The following is a 22192-nucleotide window of genomic DNA, read 5'->3' as shown; positions in this document are numbered from 1 at the left end:
AGTATAGAGGTATGAAAGTATGGAAGTGTAAAGGAGCTACCTACACCCCCACACCCCCACACCCCCACACTTCCATACTCCCATACCTCTATACTTCCATACCCTATACTTCTTTAAGAAGCGTGCTACAAGTTAAAAATTTAGTCGTAAACTACGGTCATGTGGAAGCTTTACGTGGGATTGATCTCCAGGTTGAAAAAGGAGAGATCGTGGCTATTATTGGAAGTAACGGGGCCGGTAAGACAACGACCTTAAATGCTATTTTTGGTTTGATCCCTAAAGTTCAGGGAACCGTCTATTTCAAGGATGTAGATATTTCGACCTGTAAGCCCCATGAAATCCTTCGTCTGGGGATGTCTCCGGTACTCCAGGGTCGTCAGATTTTTGCCGATCAAACGGTTTACGATAATCTTCTTTTGGGAGCTTATACCCGTTTTAAAGAGGGCCGAGACCGGATTACGAAACTTATCGAGCGGGAGTACGCGCGCTTTCCGATTTTAAAAGAACGGAAAAATCAGATGGCCGGAACCCTGAGCGGAGGGCAACAACAGATGCTGGCCATCTCCCGGGCCCTCATGTCGGAACCTACCTTCCTCCTCATGGATGAACCTTCCATGGGCCTGTCTCCTGTCATGGTCCTGGAGATCGTCAAAACCATCAAAGCCCTTAACCAGGAAGGTGTAACCATCCTCTTGGTCGAACAGATGGCTGCCATCGCCCTTAAAATTGCCCATCGAGCCTATGTGTTGGAGCGGGGTAAAATTGCTCTGACAGGTACTGGTAAGGAACTTCTGCAGAATCCCCAGGTAAGAAAGGCTTATCTGGGGGCTTGAAAAGTTCTTTTTATTCGGGATAAAAGTTAGGGTCTAGGACCTCTTCGAGAGTGTATTCACACCTTTAAGGTACGGTTGATTCATCGCGACCTGACCTTCTAATTCCTCGGCCATAGGTTCAACAGCTCATTCTGATTTCAACACCGAATTAATTCGGCACTTTTTAACAACCAGGCATAAAAATCTTGCTCATAAGTTGCATTAGCTATGGGTTGGCTCCCAGCATTTACCTGATAATTCACCTGATTCCTGGCAAGGCCAGAGTGGAGTGGTTGTGGTAAAGAGTTTATTTCCTTACCTTCCCCTTATTTTCGCTCTGTCTCCTCAAGAACCTGTCTTAATTTTATAATAGTCCGGGCCGGAAAGTAACCACCAATCGTTGCATTGGGATAAACCAGGCATCCCGGTCCCAGTAAAGTTCCCGGGTTAAGAACCGAATTACAGCCCGTTTCTACCTGGTCACCTACCATGGCGCCGAACTTGAGAAGACCCGTGTCATAGAGTTGTCCACGAATTTTGATTTTAATATTATCCCAGGTCACTTTTAAATTAGATAACTTGGTACCGGCTCCGAGGTTACAACCGTTACCCAGCACGCTATCCCCGACATAATTGAAGTGAGGGGCCTTACCTTCATCCAGAACAATGGAATTTTTAATCTCTGAAGCATGACCGATAACACAACGATCTCCAATGATCACATTTTCGCGAATGTAAGCGCCGTTTCGGATTTCGTTATCTTCCCCGATGATGGCAGGACCTCGAATATAAGCACCGGGTTCCACTACGGTTCCTTTTCCAATATACACTCTATCCTTTTCAACATAAGCGCCTTCTTTAACAACTCCCCAAATACCCGGCTTCAAATTTTTTTCAATATAAGCCTCGATAACCTTTAGAACATCCCAAACATAAGTCAGATCTTCAAAGATGGCGCGATGTTTAAACTTAGATAAATCAAAAAAATCTACCGGTTTTAGCATAGATTCCTCCCTGGCTGGTCCGGTTAAAAAATTACGGTATGATGGGAGCTTCACCGATCATGTTGGTAACCGGACGAGATGAACGGATAGGATCATCGGTATGGGGCCCCAATCCACTTCTGGCCTTTAAAAGCTTCAGCCATTTTTCAACAACCTTTTTATTTCTCTTTTCTACCAGAAACCGTACCTTATCCGCCTGCCTCCTCTCCAGTTCCTGGATCACATGATCCAGGATATGGCCCTCATAGGTCTTCTGACCCAGATTTTTGATAACCTCAATGGCCAGGTCTGCCAGACGCTGGCTGGGTTCTGTAACGGTAAGGGTATCCACCAATTCCCAAAAACTCTGGACTTTTTCAAGGACCTCCGCCGAGAACTCTTCCAGTTTTTGAAGGGCCTCTTTTTCGATTTTTTGCCGCTTTTCTTCAGAGGGGCTTTCGGTGTAAACCCTGTTGAGAGGTTCCGTACCGGAAGCACGGAGAATCAGATAACTACGTTCGTGCGTTTTTTCGTCTTCCAGAATGATTTCGACATTATCGTAGCGAACCCCTCCCAGATAGACGACTTTGAGTCCGGCAATCCTCTTTTGATCTAATTGCTCGGGAGTTAGGTTTTGATAGCTATCCAGATAGAAATCGATAAATTTCTCTTTGGCTTTGTCGGTGGCATCGACATCGACCCGGTCGGAATGAAATTCCCCATATCTTTTCGTGAAATCCCTCCAAAGTTCATGGATTGACTTCCTCTGTACGGCCATCATTTCCATGATCAACATACAGGCCCAGATTCCATCCTTATCCAAAATATGCCCCTGGGTGGTTAATCCTGAACTCTCCTCCCCCCCAATAATAAAATTATTGCGATCTGGCTCCATAACCTCTGCAATGTATTTGATTCCCACCGCCACGACGTGAAGCGGAAGTCCGGCCAGATCTTCCTTTTTTCCAACCCGGGTTTGATAAGAAGCACTTCTGGCATAGTTGGGGAGTTCGGTAGGACCGGGTTTGACAATTCGACCTGTAGATGCCAGGTTTTTGGCCACCTCATCCATCGCCCTGGAAGTTGATTGGGTTCTGACAATCTTGCCCTTATAACCTTTAATACGAACTAAATAATCCGTCAGCATGGGCAGGATTTGATTGGGTTTGAAAAAAATACCTCCGCCATCGACCACACCGTAGCGATCTGAATCGGTATCTACGGCCAATCCCAGGGTTGCTTTTTCTCTTTTGACAGCTTCCATGCAGTCCTGGATAAACGGCGGCTCCGGGCTGGCATAATCCAGATTGCCCAATTTTCGATCTATTTTTCCATGGATGAGCTTATGCTCGATTCCTAACTCTCCCAGGATACGGCTCAAATAACCCCGTGAAGCACTATGCATTTCATCGACGATGACCCTTTTGTCCCCGAAGAAATCCCGGATAGCCTGCTTGTTAAGTCCCTTTTCCTCGGAGAGGATCCAGTTACAGTAATCTTCGATGGCATCAAAGGGAATAACACGTCCGGTTTCCTGGGCTTCATCCAGGTCAACGGGATCAAAGGTTTTTTTCAGAAGCTGGAGAAGATTGGCCCGTGAACCAATCCAATCGGTCACCGAAGTCGGTGCAGAGGCTCCATTGGGTTTACAATATTTAATCCCATGCCATTCGACGGGATTATGGCTGGCAGTGCAAATGATAATACCCGCAATATTTTGTGAACCCAGTTTTTCAGCTCCCCAATAGATCAACACAGGGGTTGGGGTATCGCGATTAGCCAGATGGACTGTAAATCCATTGGCTAGGCAAACCTCTGTAACCCAATGGGCGACCCGGTCGGCATATAAACGACTGTCATACCCGACTACCAGGGTATTGCTGGGAAATCTTGATTTCTCTTTGATATAATCACAGATGGCCTGGGTTACCCGCTTCGCCTTAAGTTCATCGAAGTCGATCTTCCACCGCCCCCGAACACCTGAAGTCCCAAATCGAGGATATTTCATGGTATAAATTTGCTCTAAAAGCCCTTGCAATTCTGGGTTGGTAATCCGATCGGTAAACTTAAACAGAGTATCTGCCACTTTACCCATCTGGATCACTCGAAAAGGCATCTGTCGGGTTATGGCTTCTTCCAGAAGCGGCATAACTTCTGCTTCAACAAAGGAATGAATGTCACGGAACTCTTCCCGGGCAAAATAGGTTTTAAATACCTGAACCACTTCACTTCGCAAAGCCTGCATGTCGGAACAAATCTCCTGATGCTCCGGTTTATCTGAAGTCTCAAAGCGCGGAGGTCCAGCTTCCGCAAGCAGGGTGCTTAAGACTCCAAATAAGGTATCCAGGGGGAGAGAATCTATCGGTCTTTCTTTTAGCTCAACGGCAAGTTTTTGCAGAAGCTGTCGGGTATCTTCAATGGATTTTTGAATAGCTTTTTTGTCTTCAGACTCGGTAAGTTCGTGTTTTAACACTCTAAAAGTCGTTCCCAGGGTTGAAAAATCTAAAGATGGGATATTAACCTGAGTTTCCATAGGATTCTGAAGAAGCTAAAAATCAGAATAGCGTCCGGCTTCTGATATCTAACTTCCTTATTTAAATTCATCAAAAATCATCGCAGCAGCGCCTAATACACCGGCATCGTCTCCCAGATGGGATTCTACAATTTCAACGCTATTCCGGGCCAACAGGTGAATATTTGATTTAACGGTAGCCACTACAGTCGGTAAAAGAGACCTGCATGAAGTAATCACGCCCCCTCCCAAGATAATCATTTCTGGATTAAAGATTGTGGTCAGATTGGCTACTGCGATACTGAGATAGTGTTTAGCTTCGCTCCAAAGTTCACAGGCCAAAGGATCTCCTCTTTCCTGAGCTTGATGAAGGATTTCAGGTGTAATTCTCTCCAGTTTATATTCTACCATCTCCGGAACAATGGATTTACGGCCTGAGTTAATTTCTCGGATGGCTCTGTTTTTTAAATGGAGTCCTCCACAGTAAAGTTCTAAACATCCTTTATTACCACAATTGCAGAGGAATCCATCCGGTTTAACGATGGTATGACCAACTTCACCTGCTACATTATCCCGGCCTCGAAGAAGCTCTCCTTCCACAATGATGCCAGAGCCTACGCCAGAACCTACAAAAATACAAATTAAAGTCCTTTTCCCCTTGCCGGCTCCATATTTATATTCTCCCCAGGTCACGACCCGGACATCATTATCCACCAGAATGGGGAAGGACAACCGGGTGGGATTGTTCTTCTGCAAAGCGGAGAAAAGCAGTTCTTTTAAGGGGACATGTTCCCAACCCAGGTTGGGTGCAAAAATAACCTCCCCGGTAACGGGATGCACCTGCCCGGCAGCTCCTATCCCAATTCCGGCCATTTCGTGGATGGGAAGGGATGTTTCTTCTGTGATCTCTTTAATACCCTCTACAAGGGTATTAATAACATTGTGAACCCCTCTCTGGCTTTCCGTCCAGCGCCTGGTTTTACTCACAATTTCCCCTTGATCACTCACAACGGCCATGCGAACGCTTGTTGCACCTAAATCAACTCCGATACCAAACATTTATAAAGAAGTATGGAAGTGTGGGAGTATGGAAGTGTGGGAGTATAGAAGTGTGGGAGTGTGGGGGTGTGGAGGTGTGGGAGAATTTACTCCCATAGTTCCATACCCCCATACTCCCGTACTTCCCCACTTCCCCACTTCCACACTCCCATACCTCCACACTTCCATACGCCCATACTTCTTTAGAAAGGTAATCCGATAGTTACATGCCAGGCTCCCGGGCTTTCATCCGGCAATCGATTCAATTTAAACCCATATTCGACCCTCAGAAGCCCAACCGGCGTACTGAATCTAAGACCGGTCCCTGCCGTATAGCGTAAGTCCGGCAAATCAAAATTCCGATTCCGTAACCAGACATTTCCTGCATCGAAGAATAAAACACCTCCCATAAATCTGTAAAGGGGGAATCTTAACTCTCCGTTGAATACTAAATAAGTATCCCCACCGATGGGGCTATCTGCAGTTCCTAAGGGACCGACCGTTTGGGGTTCAAACCCTCGAATGGAATTATCTCCGCCTGCAAAGAATCTTTCAAAGATGGGAATTTCTGAAGAATCTCCCAGGGGGTCTGCTACCCCTCCCCGTAACGAGAAAGCCAAAATGTTTCTCTTCAAGAGAGGAAAGTACCAACTGGTCTGTCCGGTTACTTTAATGAAATCGGTTTGAGAATCCAGGAACCCCAGAGCTAAATCGGTTTGAATAACATGAAAAGAACCCCGCGTGGGATTCAAAAGATTATTTCGGCTATCTCGATTAATCCGAAAAATCAACCTGCCAACATCTGTAACTCCCCTGTCCAGAGTCGGATCTAGAATGGCATCCTCCCTTACAGAGAGGAGGTCGGACCGGGTGAAATTATAACCCAGATCGGCTCGGGTAATATCTGAAAAATTATACTCCAGGGCGATTTCTCCACCTCGACGGCGAATATTAAAGCTCGTCATGGTTTCATCCAAATCATCAAAAAATCTACCTAATAAATCCAGATGGGAATCAAAAAATCGAGGTTGTAAATAATTAATAAAAAACTTAAGGGTCTTAAAGCCGGCGGTCACCCTGAAGCTTCCTCGTCCCCCATAACCCAGAAGGTTTCTATCTAAGAGCTCGGCCGAACCGCTAAATCCGGTTTCTGTACCATATCCCAGCGCAAATTCAACACTTTTTGTTTTGGCTTCCTTTACAGAAAGGACCATATCCTGTATAGGATCCTCGCTATCCGGATTTTGGGGTTCGAATTGGACTTGATTGTAAATTCCAAGTTTCAAAAGATTTCGAACGGTCTTGCGGATCTTCTCGGGGTTATAAATCTCTCCTTCATGGATTAAAAGCTCCCGCTCAACCAACCTTTTACGGGTATCTTTAAGACCTGTAATGGTAATGTCTCCAATGTAATAGGTATCCCCTTCGGTAATAAAAAAGGTTACTGTAGTTTCTGTTCTATTCGGGCTAAACTCCGTACGAGGCTCTACGCGGGCCTTTATATGCCCACGTTGAGCATATAAACTTTGGATCGTACTTGCACTGTCCCGAATTCGATCGGGATTAACCGGAGTATCCACTTTAAGAGAAATCTTCTTCAGGAGCTCTTCAGAGGTAAAAAGGGTATTGCCCTGAAATTCAACTCTTTTTACCATAGACTGAACTCCTTCTGAAATAAAAAGGGAGATAAGCAGGCCTTTCTGATCCCGAGTTAATTTAAAAGACTGCACCTGAATATTGGCATTAAGATACCCCTGTCTTATATAGAAATTTTTAATGGCTCTTAAATCCTCCTGAAAGGTATTGTCGTCATATCGTCCTTTAGAGAAAAACGACTTCGATTTGGTTCTCATGAGATCTTTTAAGGTCTCACTCGAAAAAGCTTGATTTCCTTCAAAGGAAATTTCTTGGATCGCAATTTTGTGCCTTTTATTTATTAAAAAAATAATCTGGTTGCTTCCGGTTCTCGCCTCCTCCATTCCGATTACCTCAGGCTTGTTAATTCCGGTTTCACGCCACCGTACCTCAGCAAGATAATAACCTTTGCTTCTATAATGGTCCCGGACCTCCTCTGCAATCTGTTCCAGTTCGTTAGAGTCATAACTCTGGATCCTTTCCATAAACTCCCTTTTCAAAATCTTGTCAGGACGCAGGGTCTTACTATCCTCGATGAATACAACCCTATCACCTTCCATAATTTGTACTGTAAGGTCAATTTTTTGCGGCCCGGGGGGTTGATGGGGTTCCAGAGTTTTTTTCAACTCACTCACCTTAACCAGGAAATAACCTTCTTTCAGATATAAGTCCCGTATATGTTGAAATCCTCGCTCGAGTTTGGATTTTTTATAGGTTTCCCCCACTTTTATACCTAATTCTTGATAAAGTCTTGAAGAATTAAAAACCGTGTTGCCAACGAAGGTAATCTGACCAATCTGGCCCGGAGATCCCTCCAGGATTTCAAATTCTACCTCAATGGTATGGGTTTTTTTATCGATACGTGTATTAGAAGTTACTTTTGCATTATAATAACCCCGATCTTTATATAACTCCTGGATATGTTCTTGTAGCCTTTGAAGTTTTTCTTTAGTGAATTTATCTCCAGAGGTTAATATCTCTCCGGGAGCGATTTCATCAAGGGATAAAATTTGATTGCCGGAGATTTTAACAGATGAGACAGTCCATTTGACAACCGGGCAAAAGATAAGTTTTAAATTACCCGGGATATTTCCAGAATGGGTCTCCTCAACATAAACATAAACCTGGGAAAAATCTCCGATTTTATAAACTTCTCGAAGGTTCTCCCGTATTTTCTCCGGAGAAAAAAACTCTCCAGGTGAAATAGTAATATGGGAAAGGAGGTTTTCTTTTAAAACAGAATCTTCAATACAATCGACCTCAACAGTCTGGATACTTTTACCCTGAAAATCTTCCCCATAGGCCAGATCTCTAAGGAGATGAGAATAAGTCCAGATTAAGATCAAAACAAAAAAGAAGATCATGGTCTTACGACTCTTACAGGGTGGATTTTCCTATAGAGGATATCCTTAGTACTAAGTCGGTGTTGAAAGGTAGTATAAAGGATAGGGACCTCCCCACCCCAGCCCTCCCCGCCTGTGGGGAGGGCTGGGGTGGAGCTGCCTGCTTGAGGACCTTTAATCAGAATTGGTATAAGTAATATCGATTTTTTCTTATAAAAGCATTCCTGGACGACTTTCAGGAAAGGGTAGGGGCACATGGTAACGGGTGCCTTTGGTTAAATGACCCTGTTTAGCGTGAGTATAAGGTATTAATGTAAACCGGAGACAAAATCTCTACTAACCGGTGGTTATTTTTTATTCTCAACTCTTTCTTCACCGGTATCCAGATACAAAATCTTCTCGTCGGCATTATATCCTAACAACTCTGCATACCGACCCCATCTCACAACGGTTTCAAAGAGTTTTTCAGGATTTTCATTAGGCAAGAGAATGGCCAACATTTCCAGAACGGTTTCCTCTTTAACAGCGTGATCTTTTTGGTTATGAAGCATATCCAAAAGAACCTCGAATAATCGCATTTTTTGTAGTTGCGCGTTCAGCATTTTCTTCCGTTCATTGACATCACTTTTTATAAAAGTCCTGCCCAACTCTGTGAATATGACTCTGTGTTTAGGAGTATCTACAAAATCCAGTTCTTCTGCTGCTTTAGCGAGGGCAATAACGCTTCCGAATTCCTTCCTCAGCTCTACGGCCAGATCGAAAATATCCAACTCCCCGCCTTTATCATCCAGAACCTCCAGCAATCCGATAACCTCACTTACATTAACATAGGGGAGTGGCGTAATCCGTTGAAAACAACGATTGGTTTCGGTAGAAGCTGTTACAGAGATAGGAAATTCCTCCAAAACAGGAACTTCATCGGGTATATAGGTATGGGTAATAATCCCATGAATTTTGTCTACCATGGCTTGAAATCCAGGGTCTCGATAGTTCCTGGGAAAAGGAAGGTTATTGTTCAGAACCACGCGAACGCGACCGGGATTAGTTTCCAGCACGACGATACGGTGGGCCAGGAAGACCGCTTCACTGATATTATGGGTCACAATCAAAATGCTTTTAAGATCCGTTTTATGATTAATCCAGAGGTTAAGGACTTCGGACCGGAGCGTTTCGGCCGTCAGAACATCCAATCCACTGAAGGGTTCATCCATGCACAGTAGTTCCGAGTTTGCGACCAATGCCCGGGCAATGCCAACCCGCTGCTTCATACCACCAGAAAGTTCCTTAGGATAAGCTTCTTCAAATCCTTCAAGACCCACGGTATCGATGGCTCTACGAATACTTTGTATTTTTTCTTCTTTGGGAAGCTCAGACTTGTTAGCTCCAATAGCCACATTTTCATACACCGTCAACCAGGGAAAGAGGGCAACACTTTGAAATACCATGGAAACTCCTGGATTAATGCCTGTCATGGGTTTTCCATGGTAGAGAACCTGACCCGAGGAAGGTGGCAGAAGTCCTGTTAAAATGCGAACGATGGTTGATTTGCCGCATCCAGAAGGCCCGAGAATCGCGAGAATCTCTCCAGAATGGACTTCCAGGTTCACAGCCTCTAAAATTTTAATTTCTTTACCCGTCGGGAGGACAAAGGACTTGTGAACATTTTGAAGTTCTGTAATGACATAGGTTTCGCTCATCACTTTATTCATGAAGGATCCTGAAGGAACAATAAGAAAAACTCTTGGTGACCCTTCGTGGCCCTCTGAGGATTAACTCCTTACTTATTGAGACTATATCTCTCCTCTGCCAATTTGTAAAGTCTTTTCCAAAAAAATCGATTCAACCCGACCACGGTTGCTGACATGGCCAACAGGCTCGCGGCAAGCATGGCAAAGTTCCCCTGATCTGTTGCAAGACTAATGGTAGACCCCAATCCAGTCGCGATCAGCGTGGTTCCTTTGTAATGCACATATTCTGCCACGATACTGGCATTCCAGGCTCCACCTGTAGCGGTCACCCATCCCGTGACCAGATTCGGGAAAATAGCCGGTAAGATAAGCTCTTTCCATTTTTTCCAGCCCTGGAGTTTATAAATAGCGGCTGCTTCCCGCATATCGTGAGGAATAGCCATGGCTCCGGCAATCACGTTGAATAAAATATACCACTGGGTCCCCAAAAGCATCAGGACGATGGCACCGTATTCAATACTGCCTCCCAGGGCTGTAACTCCCATTAACACCAACGGAAATAACATGGGTGCCGGAAAAGAAGCAATCACCTGAATAACAGGCTGTAAGACCCTGGACCATCGTGGGTTTAGCCCAATGCTAACCCCTACAGGAACGGTCCAGAGAGTACCCAAGGCTACGGCCCCGAAGACCCGAAGAAAGGTTAAAAAGGTCTGTAAACCGATGTTCAACCAATCTGAGAAGGAAAGGTAGGATAACAGTAAAGAGAGTCTCCAGATTCCGTAAACCGTCAAAAAAAGAAAGATACCCAGGAGGAACCCTTGAACCAGCACGAAAAGTCTTTTTTTTACCCTTGAGTCCTGGCTCTTTTGTCCGTTTTCGATTCGCCTTTGTTTCTTGTTTTTAATCCGGGGTAGCAAAAAGTCAACAAAAGATCGGAAACGCCGAACCCCCAACAAAAAATGTTTAAAGAGATAAGAATGCCGGTAAAGATCCAGGATAAAAGAGCCCTGAACTTCGGAGGATTCCGTTTCTTCAAGCTTGAATTTTTGCGCCCAGGCCACAATCGGTCGCCAGAAAAGTTGATCTACCGCAATAATCATAAGCGCCATGGCTGTGATGGCATACATCATGGCAGGAATATCTCCCTCACCGATGGCAACGCTCATGTAAGAGCCGATACCTGGAAGCCTGAAATCCTTATTTTCCAGCACAAACGATTCACTCACCGTGAGGAAAAACCATCCACCCGCCATCGACATCATGCTGTTCCAGACTAATCCCATCATAGAGAAGGGAATTTCAAGTTTTAAGATTCGCTCCCACCGGCTAAGTTTATAAATCCTGGAGACTTCTCTTAAATCGGTCGGAATAGACTTAAGCGAGTGATAGAAACTAAAAGCCATATTCCAGACCTGTCCGGTGAAGATCATCAAGATGGCGGCTAATTCAAGTCCTATATTACTGTGTGGAAAGAGAGCTACCAGTCCCAACACAAGCCCTGGCAAGAAGCCAAGTACCGGAATACTTTGCAAAATATCCAGGAGAGGAATCATAACCGCTTCTGCCCATCGACTATAGGCGGCGATATAACCGTATATGAGCGTAAACAGAAGGGAGAATCCATAGGCTGCAAAGCCTCGAAACAAGGAAAAGAGGGTATACTTGGGAAGAGCCCAGGGGCTTAAATCGATTTGAAAGACCGGGTGTAGCTCTTCCCGCCATTCTGAAGCGATACCTATTAATCCGTAAACAAGGGCTGCCAGTGTAATCAGGAGGAAGATATCAATGATGCTGAAAAGTTGTTTTAATTTGATATGGGGTTTGAAGAGGCTCATGGAAGGCTTTTATTGTGCCATAAATCCACCGTCTACCAACAAGGTATGCCCGGTAACAAAGGAAGCAGCATCTGAACATAACCAGAGAACTGCTTCGGCTACTTCTTCGGGAGACCCCACCCGTCCGAGAGGTATAGTGGCAATCATTCGTTCCCGGCTTTCTGGATCATTCAGTCGACTTTCTGTTATGGGTGTACGGATCCAGCCCGGACAGACGGCATTAACTCGAATTCCGGACCCGGCATATTGTAATGCGGCGGATTTGGTAAGTCCTATAACTCCATGTTTACTGGCAGCATAGATGGGTTTGTTAAGATGCCCGACCAATCCCATGATAGAAGAAATATTGACAATAACCCCACCACCCTGCTTAAGCATAGGAGGAATCTCATACTTCATACCTAACCAAACCCCTTTGAGATTAATATTGATCACATGATCCCAGGTCTCTTCTGAGGCTTCATGAAGGAGTCCCCATTCGTTAGCGGTTCCGGCATTATTAACGGCACAATCCAGTCGACCATAGGTTTCCATCGTTTTTCTCACCAGGGCCTCCACGTCGCTCGCCCTGGATACATCGGTTTTGACGAAAATAGACTCACTCCCTATAGCTTTAACCTCCTCTATGGTTTCCTGACCACCCTTTTCGTTTAAATCGGCTACAATAACCTTTGCTCCTTCCCGAGCAAATACCAGGGCCATAGCCCGACCAATTCCCGAGCTTGCCCCGGTTACTAAAGCTATTTTTCCTTCCAATTGTTTTTTCACGTCCTTACCTCCCAGAGACTTATGGGTCTGAGCAACATACCGACAACTCTTATCAGGTATTGTCGGACCCTTCTTACCCTTCTCATATAGGGATATGACCCCACAGGCAGAAGCATCTCTACAGAATTGCCCGATTGGGGGGCGATCCCATGGGGCAATGACATTAACTGAGTAAGAGTGTTTTGGAACAAAACGGAATCCTTTTAAAGTTTCCAGGCTCCGTGGGAGCCTGTCCTTGAAGGTGTCAAAGGAAGCCGCCGGTTAAGCAGACTACCCCTACGAGGTTTCCAGAGTTGGGGAGCTATCCCGGGCCTTCATGAGTTCTGCAATCTTAATTGCATTTTCGCTGCCGTACTTTTCCAGGGCAGCTATAACTTTTCTCCGCCGCTCTACCGATTGATTTTGACTGATTTTCCATTTCCCTTCTATTCGTGTGATCTCAATTTTAAATCCCACGATTCCTTTCAGAAGCTTATGGATATAATCTGAAGGGGCTATGGCTATATTCCAGGGTTTTGGTAGAGAGGATTCGTAGAAATCTATAAGATTTTGAAGGATTTTTAGTAAATCCGATTCATCGTTTATTACATGAAAGTTTCCATACACATGAACAGCGATATAATTCCAGGTGGGAACCGCTTCTATTTCTTCATACCAGGATGGGGAAATATAGGCATGCGGGCCGGAGAAAATCACCAAAACCTCACCGTCGATTTCCTTCCAATGGGGATTAGCCCGGGCCATATGGCCGTAGAGATACCCTTGGGGCCCGATACTTTTGTCCAGTAAAAGCGGCAGGTGGGTCGCCAGGAGTTTTCCATCCTTTTGAGAGACTAAAATGGCAAAACTGTTTTTCTGGATAAAATCCAGAAGCACTTCCCTATCCTTTATTTCAAACAGTTCCGGTATATACATAGTCAGTGATAAACTCTCACCTTATCCCCTCTCAAGGGCAGGTTTTTTGGACCCGATCCCTCCGATTCCCCTTTCCCCTTACCTCCTGTCCCCTTCTCCCAGGTTGGGAGAGAGGGAATGAGAAAAGGAAGGGAGAGTGGGGAAGGAAGGCCATCCCCGAGTTCCCTCCTCCCGCATCGAGAAGGGAAGGAGGGAGTCAGGTTAGAAAAAAATCTACTCCTCCAAGCGCCTTATCCCCTCTTTTCTGAAGCTTCAGGAAAGAGGGAAGGGAAGAAGGTGAAAGTAGGGGAGGAAAGGATAGGGGTGTGACGTTTCATAGAGATTTCTTCCAAAGCTTTATACACCCGTACCTTCCTTCACTTTTTTACGGTAACAGGAGCTCCATCGTGCAATTTACTATGTCCTGAGATGGCCACAACTTCTCCGGGATTGACCCCATGAACGATCTCTACCTCATTACCCAGGGTTATTCCCTTCTGCACAATCCGTTCAGAAGCCTTATTATCGGCAATGACAAAAACCTTGGTTACTCCGGCAAACGTAATCAGAGCTTCCTGGGGAACGGTCACCGATTTTTCATCGGTCTTGGTAAGTACCGAAGCCTTTGCAAAAAACCCGGGTTTTAGTTTTTTGTCTGGATTAGGAATAAGGGCTTCAACGGTTATGGCGCGGGTTTCAGGATTGGAGGCCGGACTGATTCGACTTATCTTTCCTCCAAAGGTCTCATTAGGAACTGCATCCACGGAGATCTTAACCTCCTGACCTTCACTAATTTGGGTAGAGAATCGCTCCGGAATATCTCCCCGGAGCCTTAGCTGGCTGGAATCTACCAGGGTAATCAGGGGAGTTCCGACTTGCACGTACTCTCCCACAGAGACTTTTTTGCTTAAGACCTCTCCACTAATAGGAGCGATCACGCTGGTATCCGAGAGCTTCTTTTGCTTCATGGAAAGATCTGCCTTTTTTGCATCAATGGTTGCTACCAAAACCCTTGCATCCTCCAGGGCCGCATCATAAGTGGCTTTGGCTATCTGGTATTTCGTTTGTGCATCATCCACCTGTTGCTGGGGAACGAGCCGATCTTCCAGGAGCTTACTTAACCGCTTATAATTTAACTCAGCATTCTCCATATCTGCTCGAGCTTTTTTTACCAAAGCGGTTTTGTTAAGATCGATATTCCCCCTGGCCGAGTCCTCAATCCCTAATTTGGCTAAAGTCTGTTTTAAATCGGCCAGGGCCTTATTCACATCCAGTCTGAACTCTTCATCATTGATCTTAACCAGAAGATCCCCTTTTTTAACCGTATCCCCCAGGTCCACAGTTACCTTTTCGACTCGTCCTTCTACCTGGCTGCTAATGGTACTTTCTTCAAAGGCAATCAGAGTCCCCACAAAATCAACGGTTCTCTGAATGGGTCGGGTTTTAGCCGGCGCTACTTCTACCTCTATCGATTGGGGAGCAGGACCCGAAGGTTTTGCAGCGGGCGGTGCAGCCGGATCTGAACTCTTGGCAGGTTGTTGAGCTGGCTGTTGGGGAGATTGTTGGGCAACCTGCTGGGGTTGGGGGGCGGGAAGGTTATTTTGGGCTGACGGAGGACTCTTCTTCTCGTTGGAAGCCTGAGGCCGCTTGACCAGGTTCATGGGATCTATAAAACCCATATATGAAGCTATTCCGGCACCGATTAAAACTAAGGCAAGAAGACCCGCAATAAATTTTATAAATTTGATGACTTTTGACATATCTTCTGATATTCCTCCCGAGGCCTAGTAGCTGCACCATTTAAAAATAAATTTAAAATGGTCCGGCTTTTAGCCGTTAAGGAGTCCTTTTCGGTATCTTTGAGAACCCATTGAAAAATGAAAGAATTAATCATTCCAGTCAGAGCATGAGCCAGCTCAAAGGGATCTACTTCCTTAAGCTCTTTATTCTGAATTCCTTCTTGAATAATCTCGGCCACAAAGGATATATAAGAAACATATTTATGATGAACCTTCTCCCCAAACTCATCTTTCATATTCCACTCGAAATGATAACGATCTCGAATGTAAATCTTAAAAAACTCTCGATTCTCCTCAAAGAAGGAAAGGTGAGCCTGTATCAACCTGCAAAGCTTGTTAATGCTTCCCTGCTCATGGGAGACCTCAGATCGAACAAAAGAGAACATCTCCTCGGCTTTTTCCTCTAACATGGCTATATAAAGCGACCTCTTATCTTCAAAAAATTTATAGAGAGTCCCGGTTCCAAATTCTGCCGCCTCGGCTATCTCAGCCATGGTCGTTCCATAAAATCCCTTAGTGGCAAAGAGTCGTTCAGCAGCTTTAAGTATTTCAGCACGTCGCGCTTGAAATTCCCTTTCCTTACGACTGAGTAAAACCATGGAAACCTCCTCATTGATTAAATATTCAAAATATGAATGGTTGTTCATAGAATAACAAAAGATTATTGAGACTGTCAAGGGATTTTTGAGAAGATCACAGACCCGGGGGGAAGAGTTTCTGTCAGGATCTTGGGTCTTTATTCTGGAACATTTTCTTTCAGATCAGGGAAGGTTCCCTATGAATGGATCGTGGTTTCTCCGAAATAACCCAGCTCATAATGGCCGCAGCAATACAGAGGAGGGCTGCTCCCAGAAAAAAAAGTCGATAACTTCCTGTTTCATCGTGAATAAGACCCCCTGCGTAAGATCCCACTGCCGAACCTACCTGATGACTCAATGAAACTAAACCGATAACAGTACCGCCGGATCGACGGCCGAAAAGTGAAGTGGAAAGTGCGGTTGTGGGAGGTACAGTAGCAAAATCTACTATACCAAAGGTCACGGCAAAAACGAAAAGCATCCACGGCTCTCGAACAAGGAGAAGGAGAATTAACGTCAAAGCACGACCGGCGTATACCCCTCCTAGAACCCATTTATGGCCCCATTTATCCGAGATGACTCCCGCCAAAAGAGTCCCTAGCACATTAAAAGTACTGAGAACTCCAAAGGCTGTAGCCGCCATGACCGTATCAATATGAAGATCCTCAGCATAAGGAATCAAATGGGGATCAATAAGCCCGGCCGTAGTCACCCCACAAATCCAAAAACTACCTGCAAGCCACCCAAAGTTTTTCTGTTGGATAATTTCCGATAAAGATTGAAGTCGATCCACTCCCCCTTTTGTTGCCTGCGCTTCTGTATGTCCGGGAGGATCGTCCTTGAAAAGGAAGAACATAACCGGAATAAGCAGGGTCAGAACCCCTATTCCACTCCAGATAAAGGTCGTACGCCAACCGACCCTTTGCATAACCTCTACGATGAGCCTGAGTGCCAGTTGACCTGCCGCAGCTCCGGCCATGACCACGGCAATTGCCAGGGCTTTTCTTCGCCTGACCCAGCGATTAATCGCCACTCCAGCGGTTACATTGGTGGTTCCGGCCACCGACATCATAAGGGCAACTCCAAAGACCAGATAAACCTGCCAGAGACTTTGTACAAATCCCATCACAACCGAAGAGAACCCGAGGAGTAAAAGGCTACCCAGGTAGACCAGACGAGGACCATAACGGTCCGCCCAACGCCCTACAAACGGCTGGGTTAAACCAAAAGCCAGAAAGCCAACAGAGGCCGTTAAACTCATAGCTGCCCGGTCCCAACCAAATTCATTCTCCCAAGGTTTAAATAAAAGACCAATGGTGGATCGAATCGCCATAGTTACAGCTGAAGTCAAAAATGCTAAAGCTACGATGACCCAGGCATAGGGTAACTCACCTTTTTGAGGAATGCTTGTAGAACTACCTGCTTGGAAAGAAAGATTTCTTTTCATGGGAACCTTTTACCTCCCTTCTCTTATCGCTAAAACTGCCTCTTAAGATTCTCGACAAATCTCATCCGGACTATTAGATTTTGTTTAGGCTGGAAATGTCCTTTAACATAGTTCCTTTATTTGAAGAGAGTCAAGGTTTTTCCCGAAAAACTACGGAACCTGTTTTATTTTTGAGTATCAAAAGCAGGGACTATGAAAAATTCTGATAAGATATATAGATAATATAGATCTTTGAGAACTTTAGGAAAGGAAAGTCTACCATGGGAATTTCACGACGAGCCGTTCAGGTACCTCCATCCAGTATCCGGGAAATATACGATTTATCCTCGAAAATGGAAGGTGTGTATCGACTCTTCCTGGGAGAATCCAATATTGGAACCCCGGATTTTATCAAAAAAGCTGCAAAAAAAGCCCTGGATGAAGATTATGTTTTTTATACTGCCAACGCCGGATATTTAGATCTTCGACAGACCTTATCGGAAAAAATTCGGGAATGGCATCAGGTTCACTATGACCCTCAAACCGAAATTGCCATCACGGCGGGAGGAGTGATGGGAATTCATCTGGCCGTTTATACGGCTATTGATCCCGGCGAGAAAGTCATTCTGATCTCACCGGCCTGGCCTAATTTTAAAGCTGTAATTGAAATGGTAGGGGCAATCCCCATAGAAATTCCTCTCACCCAACTAGACCAACGCTATTCTTTGGACTTTGATAGAATCTTAGAAGCCATCGATAATAAAACCAAATTGATCGTCTGTAACAGCCCTTCTAATCCTACAGGCTGGGTGGCAACTCTGGAGGAGAAGGAAAAACTTTATCAGATTGCCGTCACACATGGCTTAACCCTGATCTTTGATGAAGTCTATGAGCATCTTGTCTTTACCGGCAAAAGGCCAGCTCCCTCCATTGCAAAGGTTGTATCTGAGCCTTCTGAAAACCTTATTATTCTGAATAGCCTCTCCAAAACCTATTCCATGACGGGTTGGCGGGTCGGGTATGTACTGAGCCACCACAAGGTTATTTCCCAAATTTCCAAGCTTCAAGAATTTACCGTCTCCCATGCGACCAGTATCGCCCAACGGGCGGCCATTACAGCCCTCCGTGAAGGGGAAGGGTTCATTCAGCAAAGTGTAGAAATTTATCATAAAAATCGAGACCTGATTTGTCAACGCCTGGCCGCTATGGAGGAAGTGGATCTCATAATCCCGGAAGGAGCTTTCTATGCCTTCCCCAGAATCAAGGGTATGAAAGATTCTCTGGAATTTTGCAAAAAACTACTTCTGACCAAGAAAGTAGGCCTTGCACCTGGCTCAGCCTTTGGAGAAGGGGGAGAAGGACACGTTAGAATTTGCTTTGCAGCCGAGGAAAGCCTGCTGAAACCGGCACTGGATAAATTTGAAGAGTTTCTGAAAGAAACATTAAAATAAAAAGTCCAGGACCTCTTAGAAAAAGAAAATTCCATGGATAGTTTTGGGGTTAGATGAGGTTTTTAGACCGTCTCACGAAGCTTAATACCCTGCCTTAACCCTGCAAAACTCACCGGATCCTTTATGCTGGGGGATTATACCAGTTCTGATGGGATAGATCGTCTTAACCTTTCTTAAAGGTGACCGACCCGATACCCCTACAACCGGATTACCTGTCAAAGGGGTATTTTTGGCCCCACTTTTAACAGGGAACAGAAGGAGAAAGGAGGCTCCTGGGATCTGGGAGAAAGCCCAGAAACAGGGAAGATCACCCAAAGTCTTTCAAAGTATAGGAAGTTGAGAACAGATTTTGAATATACTAAGATTATAGTTAAGATTATGTTTAAATTTAGTATTACTGACGAATATAAGTGTTAAATTTACTGATGACCAAATCATCCACCAGGAGGTTTAAGGCTATGAGACGAAATGTTTTAGAATTATTAAGTATCAAGAAATGTTGTGATGAACTGGCCTTTGCCGTTCAGTGTCAATATTTTATCGTTTCCCCGGATGTGGACTATCCACCTGGAAAGCTTTCCTTGAAAAGTGAAAAACCTGGAGCCCCCTATGTAGGTATTTCCCATTGTCCCTGGTGTGGAGCTGAAATACAAAGTGAAGAATAAGAGCTTATTGATGATATGAGATTATAAAAGAAGGCTGAAAAATACACGTTGAAGAAGCGAGCAGAACCAGGGAGGCGAGGGTGGGAGTATTAATTAACCTCTTTTTCTGTCCTTCAGATAATTTTTCTACACGTTTTTTGAGAGAGATTCCTATCCTGTTTCTCTTCCTTTACTTCCAGAAAACCGCCTGTTTTCTATCCATTCTTCAGGAAATGTTGGCTAATGAAATAAGGATAACCCCCTACGCAGTAAGCTAAGAAGGGGGAAAGCCTTATTTTCAGCCTGAACACCCCATTTACTCTCCGGCAGGAACTGACACTCCCACGCGCCTTTTTTAAGCTGAAAAGCCCCGTCAGGGGCGAAGGGTTGGTAGCCCCCGACGCAAGTCCGGGATCCAGTCATTCAGAATTTTTTTCAAGCTCCGAAGGAAGCTCCCCTTTCCGCTATATTCCCCCCTTCCCCGCATGCGTAGGAATTCTCCCCGTGTACGGGGGGAATTGAGGAGCAACCTGTGAAACAGGTCGCCTTTAATCCTTATCCCATCCCGTCCCCTCCCCACAACCACAAGAGAAGGAATAGGATGAGGACTGGCCTGGAAAAAAGATGGGTAGCGGGAGATTTCTTACTAGGGGGAAGAAAAATAGATTGCAGAATTCACCTTTTGTGGTCATATTAACCGAGAAGGGAGGGAAATAATGAGACATGAAAAAATTGCTCCCCAGTTAATGGTGGCACTGGAGAATTATCAGGAAGAAGGACGGGTAGGATTGATTCGGCATATGCGTTCTCTGGGGGTTATTCCGTCGGTAGGTAGTCCGAAACCGGCCCGTGCAGTGGTTTTTATTCATTGTGAAGAGCAGGCACGATTGGATAACCTGGCGCAATATGGCATTCGGGTTAATCAGTCCAGGGGTAAAATACGGACGGCGCTTTTGCCTATAGAGAGTATAGGCCCCTTATCAGACGATCCTGCCGTAGAGCGTATCATTTCATCCCACTATTTGCGGTTACGGATGGATGTGGCTCCCGGTAAGGTACATATCCCAGAGTTTCGACGTAACAGTCGATTGAGTGGAAAAGGTGTAATTATCGGGATCGTAGATACCGGCATTGACCCTAATCATCCCGCCTTTCTGGGACGCATTCTGCGTATCTGGGATCAGACCTTAACCGGTCCGGGAGTTGCAGAGGGAGGGTATGGCCTTGAATTAACCGGGGCTCAACTTACAGCGTCTCGGGATCGAGAGGGACATGGAACCCATGTTGCCGGAATTGCTGCCGGGTTTGATCCTGTTTTTGGAGGGATAGCCCCAGGAGCAGACCTGGTGATTGTTAAATCGGATCTGCAGGATGCTCATATTGCCGATGGGATCCGATATATCTTTCGAGTAGCCCATGATCTCGGGCGAGCAGCCGTGGTCAATTTGAGTCTGGGGGGCCATTATGATGCCCACGATGGGAGCGACTCGTTATCTCAAATTATTGATATGGAGTCTGGAGAGGGACGCATTGTGTGTTGTGCGGCAGGTAATGAAGGAAACGACAATATCCACGCTCAAGGCGTAATCCCTGCAGGGACTCTACGTACCGTTCGCTTTCGGGTTCCAACGGGTACAGTTCACATGGCGGCCCTGAACGGTTGGTATTCGGGGGCAAATTCCTTAGAAGTTTCTCTACGAACCCCTGGAAAGTTTGTAACCCCCTTTCAGGGAGTTATTTCTTCAGGATCCTATGTAAAAACCTATCCTTTACCAGATGCGAGGATACGGATAGCCACCCCAGGCCCCGATCCGGCCAACGGTGACCATAACTTCTTTATTGAGATGGGTGCTCCACCCGGCCTTCCGGTCAAGGGAGGCATCTGGCAGTTACGGGTTCGTAATATTTCGGCAACTGATGCCCGATTAGATATATGGACCCTGGATGATCAGATTTCCCCAGAGGTGGTTTTTACCGGAGCAAGTGTCAAAGACTCGATGAAAATAGGTTCTCCAGGCGCAGCTGCCAGTGCCATAACGGTTGCCTCGTATACCACAAAAGTCCAATGGACGGATATCGATGGTCATGTTCGGACGGTGGGACTGGTTTTAGATGATATCTCGGATTTCAGTAGCGAAGGTCCTCTTCGTAATGGAAAACAGAAACCTGATGTGACGGCACCGGGAGCCATGATTGTTTCTTGCCTTTCCGCGGATTCTCAACCCTCCCGAGCGGAAATGGTGAATCCGAACTTCCTGGTCATGGCAGGTACCAGTATGGCAACCCCCTTCATAGCCGGAATTGTGGCTTTACTTTTAGAGCGTGATCCTAAACTAGGTCCCCAGGACGTCAAAACTTTGCTTCGTGCCCATAGTTTAATCCCGGGACAGCCGGCAGGAATTTTCGATCCTAAATGGGGATTCGGATTGATTGATGCCTTGGGCCTTTAAGCCGGGAGGTGGAATAGACCCTGGCCTAAAGCCGGGAGAAAACAGCTTATGACAGATTATAAGAAATTAGATGCGGCCCTGGCTACGGCGTTAGAAAGTGCTCAAGATCCCGAGGCGCCCCTTTTCTCCGTCTTCATCCATACAGAACCCACTTCCGACAAGGCTAAAGTTGCATTCTTAAAAAAACTAGGAGTAAATATCGGTTCCGGTGAACAATTTATATTTACCGGAACCCTTTCGGCGCATGCCGTTCGAGAATTATCTGAACAACCCTGGGTTCGATATCTTAAACTTTCCAGAAAGCTTCGACTCTTGAACGATTCGAAGTAGAGG

17 protein-coding genes are annotated in these 22192 nt (G+C 45.5%); 5 read left to right on the top strand and 12 right to left on the bottom strand.

The window, feature by feature from the left end; translation table 11 throughout:
• Positions 1 to 11 precede the first annotated feature (11 nt).
• A complete protein-coding gene (locus tag VNM22_05510) occupies positions 12 to 833 on the top strand; it encodes an ABC transporter ATP-binding protein (protein ID HWP46598.1) in 822 nt (273 codons plus the stop codon).
• 305 nt (positions 834 to 1138) lie between these two features.
• Here the strand turns inward: VNM22_05510 and VNM22_05505 are convergent, their stop codons facing one another.
• From VNM22_05505 to VNM22_05450, 12 genes are all read right to left on the bottom strand, one after another.
• Positions 1139 to 1816 (bottom strand): hypothetical protein, encoded by a 678-nt coding sequence (locus VNM22_05505; GenBank protein ID HWP46597.1) that lies wholly within the window; start codon positions 1814 to 1816, stop codon positions 1139 to 1141.
• 31 nt (positions 1817 to 1847) lie between these two features.
• Positions 1848 to 4328: a hypothetical protein gene (locus VNM22_05500; protein HWP46596.1), complete on the bottom strand. Its 2481-nt coding sequence runs from the start codon at positions 4326 to 4328 to the stop codon at positions 1848 to 1850.
• Between the two features lie 57 nt (positions 4329 to 4385).
• Positions 4386 to 5366 carry an ROK family protein gene (locus VNM22_05495; protein HWP46595.1) on the bottom strand — a complete coding sequence of 327 codons (981 nt, stop codon included), beginning with the start codon at positions 5364 to 5366 and terminating at the stop codon, positions 4386 to 4388.
• A complete protein-coding gene (locus VNM22_05490; protein ID HWP46594.1) occupies positions 5367 to 5534 on the bottom strand; it encodes a hypothetical protein in 168 nt (55 codons plus the stop codon). It lies immediately after the preceding gene.
• Positions 5535 to 5548: 14 nt separating this feature from the next.
• On the bottom strand, positions 5549 to 8344 hold the full coding sequence (bamA, locus tag VNM22_05485; protein ID HWP46593.1) for an outer membrane protein assembly factor BamA: 2796 nt from the start codon (positions 8342 to 8344) through the stop codon (positions 5549 to 5551).
• 326 nt (positions 8345 to 8670) lie between these two features.
• Complete coding sequence (locus tag VNM22_05480) at positions 8671 to 10032, bottom strand: nitrate/sulfonate/bicarbonate ABC transporter ATP-binding protein (protein HWP46592.1); 1362 nt, start codon at positions 10030 to 10032, stop codon at positions 8671 to 8673.
• A 68-nt stretch (positions 10033 to 10100) separates the two neighbouring features.
• Complete coding sequence (locus VNM22_05475) at positions 10101 to 11849, bottom strand: ABC transporter permease subunit (protein ID HWP46591.1); 1749 nt, start codon at positions 11847 to 11849, stop codon at positions 10101 to 10103.
• A gap of 9 nt (positions 11850 to 11858) precedes the next feature.
• Complete coding sequence (locus VNM22_05470) at positions 11859 to 12617, bottom strand: SDR family oxidoreductase (GenBank protein ID HWP46590.1); 759 nt, start codon at positions 12615 to 12617, stop codon at positions 11859 to 11861.
• 276 nt (positions 12618 to 12893) lie between these two features.
• Entirely contained in the window at positions 12894 to 13532 is a 639-nt protein-coding gene (locus VNM22_05465) for an FMN-binding negative transcriptional regulator (protein ID HWP46589.1), read from the bottom strand.
• Between the two features lie 356 nt (positions 13533 to 13888).
• Positions 13889 to 15271: an efflux RND transporter periplasmic adaptor subunit gene (locus VNM22_05460; protein ID HWP46588.1), complete on the bottom strand. Its 1383-nt coding sequence runs from the start codon at positions 15269 to 15271 to the stop codon at positions 13889 to 13891.
• Positions 15247 to 15909, bottom strand: coding sequence for a TetR/AcrR family transcriptional regulator (locus VNM22_05455; protein ID HWP46587.1), 663 nt, complete (start codon positions 15907 to 15909; stop codon positions 15247 to 15249). Before VNM22_05455 ends, VNM22_05460 begins: the two co-directional genes overlap by 25 nt.
• A 157-nt stretch (positions 15910 to 16066) precedes the next feature.
• The gene (locus tag VNM22_05450) at positions 16067 to 17335 is read right to left on the bottom strand and encodes an MFS transporter (GenBank protein ID HWP46586.1); all 1269 of its coding nucleotides are present in this window, start codon (positions 17333 to 17335) and stop codon (positions 16067 to 16069) included.
• Positions 17336 to 17595: 260 nt separating this feature from the next.
• Between VNM22_05450 and VNM22_05445 the strand changes: the two genes are divergently transcribed.
• From VNM22_05445 to VNM22_05430, 4 genes are all read left to right on the top strand, one after another.
• Complete coding sequence (locus VNM22_05445) at positions 17596 to 18765, top strand: aminotransferase class I/II-fold pyridoxal phosphate-dependent enzyme (protein HWP46585.1); 1170 nt, start codon at positions 17596 to 17598, stop codon at positions 18763 to 18765.
• A gap of 458 nt (positions 18766 to 19223) precedes the next feature.
• Positions 19224 to 19430 carry a hypothetical protein gene (locus VNM22_05440; GenBank protein HWP46584.1) on the top strand — a complete coding sequence of 69 codons (207 nt, stop codon included), beginning with the start codon at positions 19224 to 19226 and terminating at the stop codon, positions 19428 to 19430.
• A 695-nt stretch (positions 19431 to 20125) separates the two neighbouring features.
• On the top strand, positions 20126 to 21859 hold the full coding sequence (locus tag VNM22_05435) for a S8 family peptidase (GenBank protein ID HWP46583.1): 1734 nt from the start codon (positions 20126 to 20128) through the stop codon (positions 21857 to 21859).
• A 48-nt stretch (positions 21860 to 21907) separates the two neighbouring features.
• Positions 21908 to 22189, top strand: a complete 282-nt coding sequence (locus VNM22_05430; protein ID HWP46582.1) for a hypothetical protein — start codon at positions 21908 to 21910, stop codon at positions 22187 to 22189.
• Positions 22190 to 22192 lie beyond the last annotated feature (3 nt).

It is taken from the genome of Candidatus Limnocylindrales bacterium (assembly GCA_035559535.1).
In the GTDB taxonomy this organism is placed as follows: domain Bacteria; phylum Moduliflexota; class Moduliflexia; order Moduliflexales; family JAUQPW01; genus JAUQPW01.
The sequence above is the reverse complement of the archived record's forward strand: the minus strand, read 5'-3'. Positions and strand labels throughout refer to the sequence as shown.

Bases quoted from the DNA above. Each gene is read 5' to 3' on its own strand.
- VNM22_05500 (HWP46596.1), bottom strand. From the start codon at position 4,328: ATGGAAACTCAGGTTAATATCCCATCTTTAGATTTTTCAACCCTGGGA.
- VNM22_05505 (HWP46597.1), bottom strand. From the start codon at position 1,816: ATGCTAAAACCGGTAGATTTTTTTGATTTATCTAAGTTTAAACATCGC.
- VNM22_05510 (HWP46598.1), top strand. From the start codon at position 12: ATGAAAGTATGGAAGTGTAAAGGAGCTACCTACACCCCCACACCCCCA.
- VNM22_05445 (HWP46585.1), top strand. From the start codon at position 17,596: ATGGGAATTTCACGACGAGCCGTTCAGGTACCTCCATCCAGTATCCGG.
- VNM22_05435 (HWP46583.1), top strand. From the start codon at position 20,126: ATGAGACATGAAAAAATTGCTCCCCAGTTAATGGTGGCACTGGAGAAT.
- VNM22_05460 (HWP46588.1), bottom strand. From the start codon at position 15,271: ATGTCAAAAGTCATCAAATTTATAAAATTTATTGCGGGTCTTCTTGCC.
- VNM22_05490 (HWP46594.1), bottom strand. From the start codon at position 5,534: ATGGAAGTGTGGAGGTATGGGAGTGTGGAAGTGGGGAAGTGGGGAAGT.
- VNM22_05440 (HWP46584.1), top strand. From the start codon at position 19,224: ATGAGACGAAATGTTTTAGAATTATTAAGTATCAAGAAATGTTGTGAT.
- VNM22_05450 (HWP46586.1), bottom strand. From the start codon at position 17,335: ATGAAAAGAAATCTTTCTTTCCAAGCAGGTAGTTCTACAAGCATTCCT.
- VNM22_05495 (HWP46595.1), bottom strand. From the start codon at position 5,366: ATGTTTGGTATCGGAGTTGATTTAGGTGCAACAAGCGTTCGCATGGCC.
- VNM22_05455 (HWP46587.1), bottom strand. From the start codon at position 15,909: ATGGTTTTACTCAGTCGTAAGGAAAGGGAATTTCAAGCGCGACGTGCT.
- VNM22_05475 (HWP46591.1), bottom strand. From the start codon at position 11,849: ATGAGCCTCTTCAAACCCCATATCAAATTAAAACAACTTTTCAGCATC.
- VNM22_05465 (HWP46589.1), bottom strand. From the start codon at position 13,532: ATGTATATACCGGAACTGTTTGAAATAAAGGATAGGGAAGTGCTTCTG.
- bamA (HWP46593.1), bottom strand. From the start codon at position 8,344: ATGATCTTCTTTTTTGTTTTGATCTTAATCTGGACTTATTCTCATCTC.
- VNM22_05480 (HWP46592.1), bottom strand. From the start codon at position 10,032: ATGAATAAAGTGATGAGCGAAACCTATGTCATTACAGAACTTCAAAAT.
- VNM22_05430 (HWP46582.1), top strand. From the start codon at position 21,908: ATGACAGATTATAAGAAATTAGATGCGGCCCTGGCTACGGCGTTAGAA.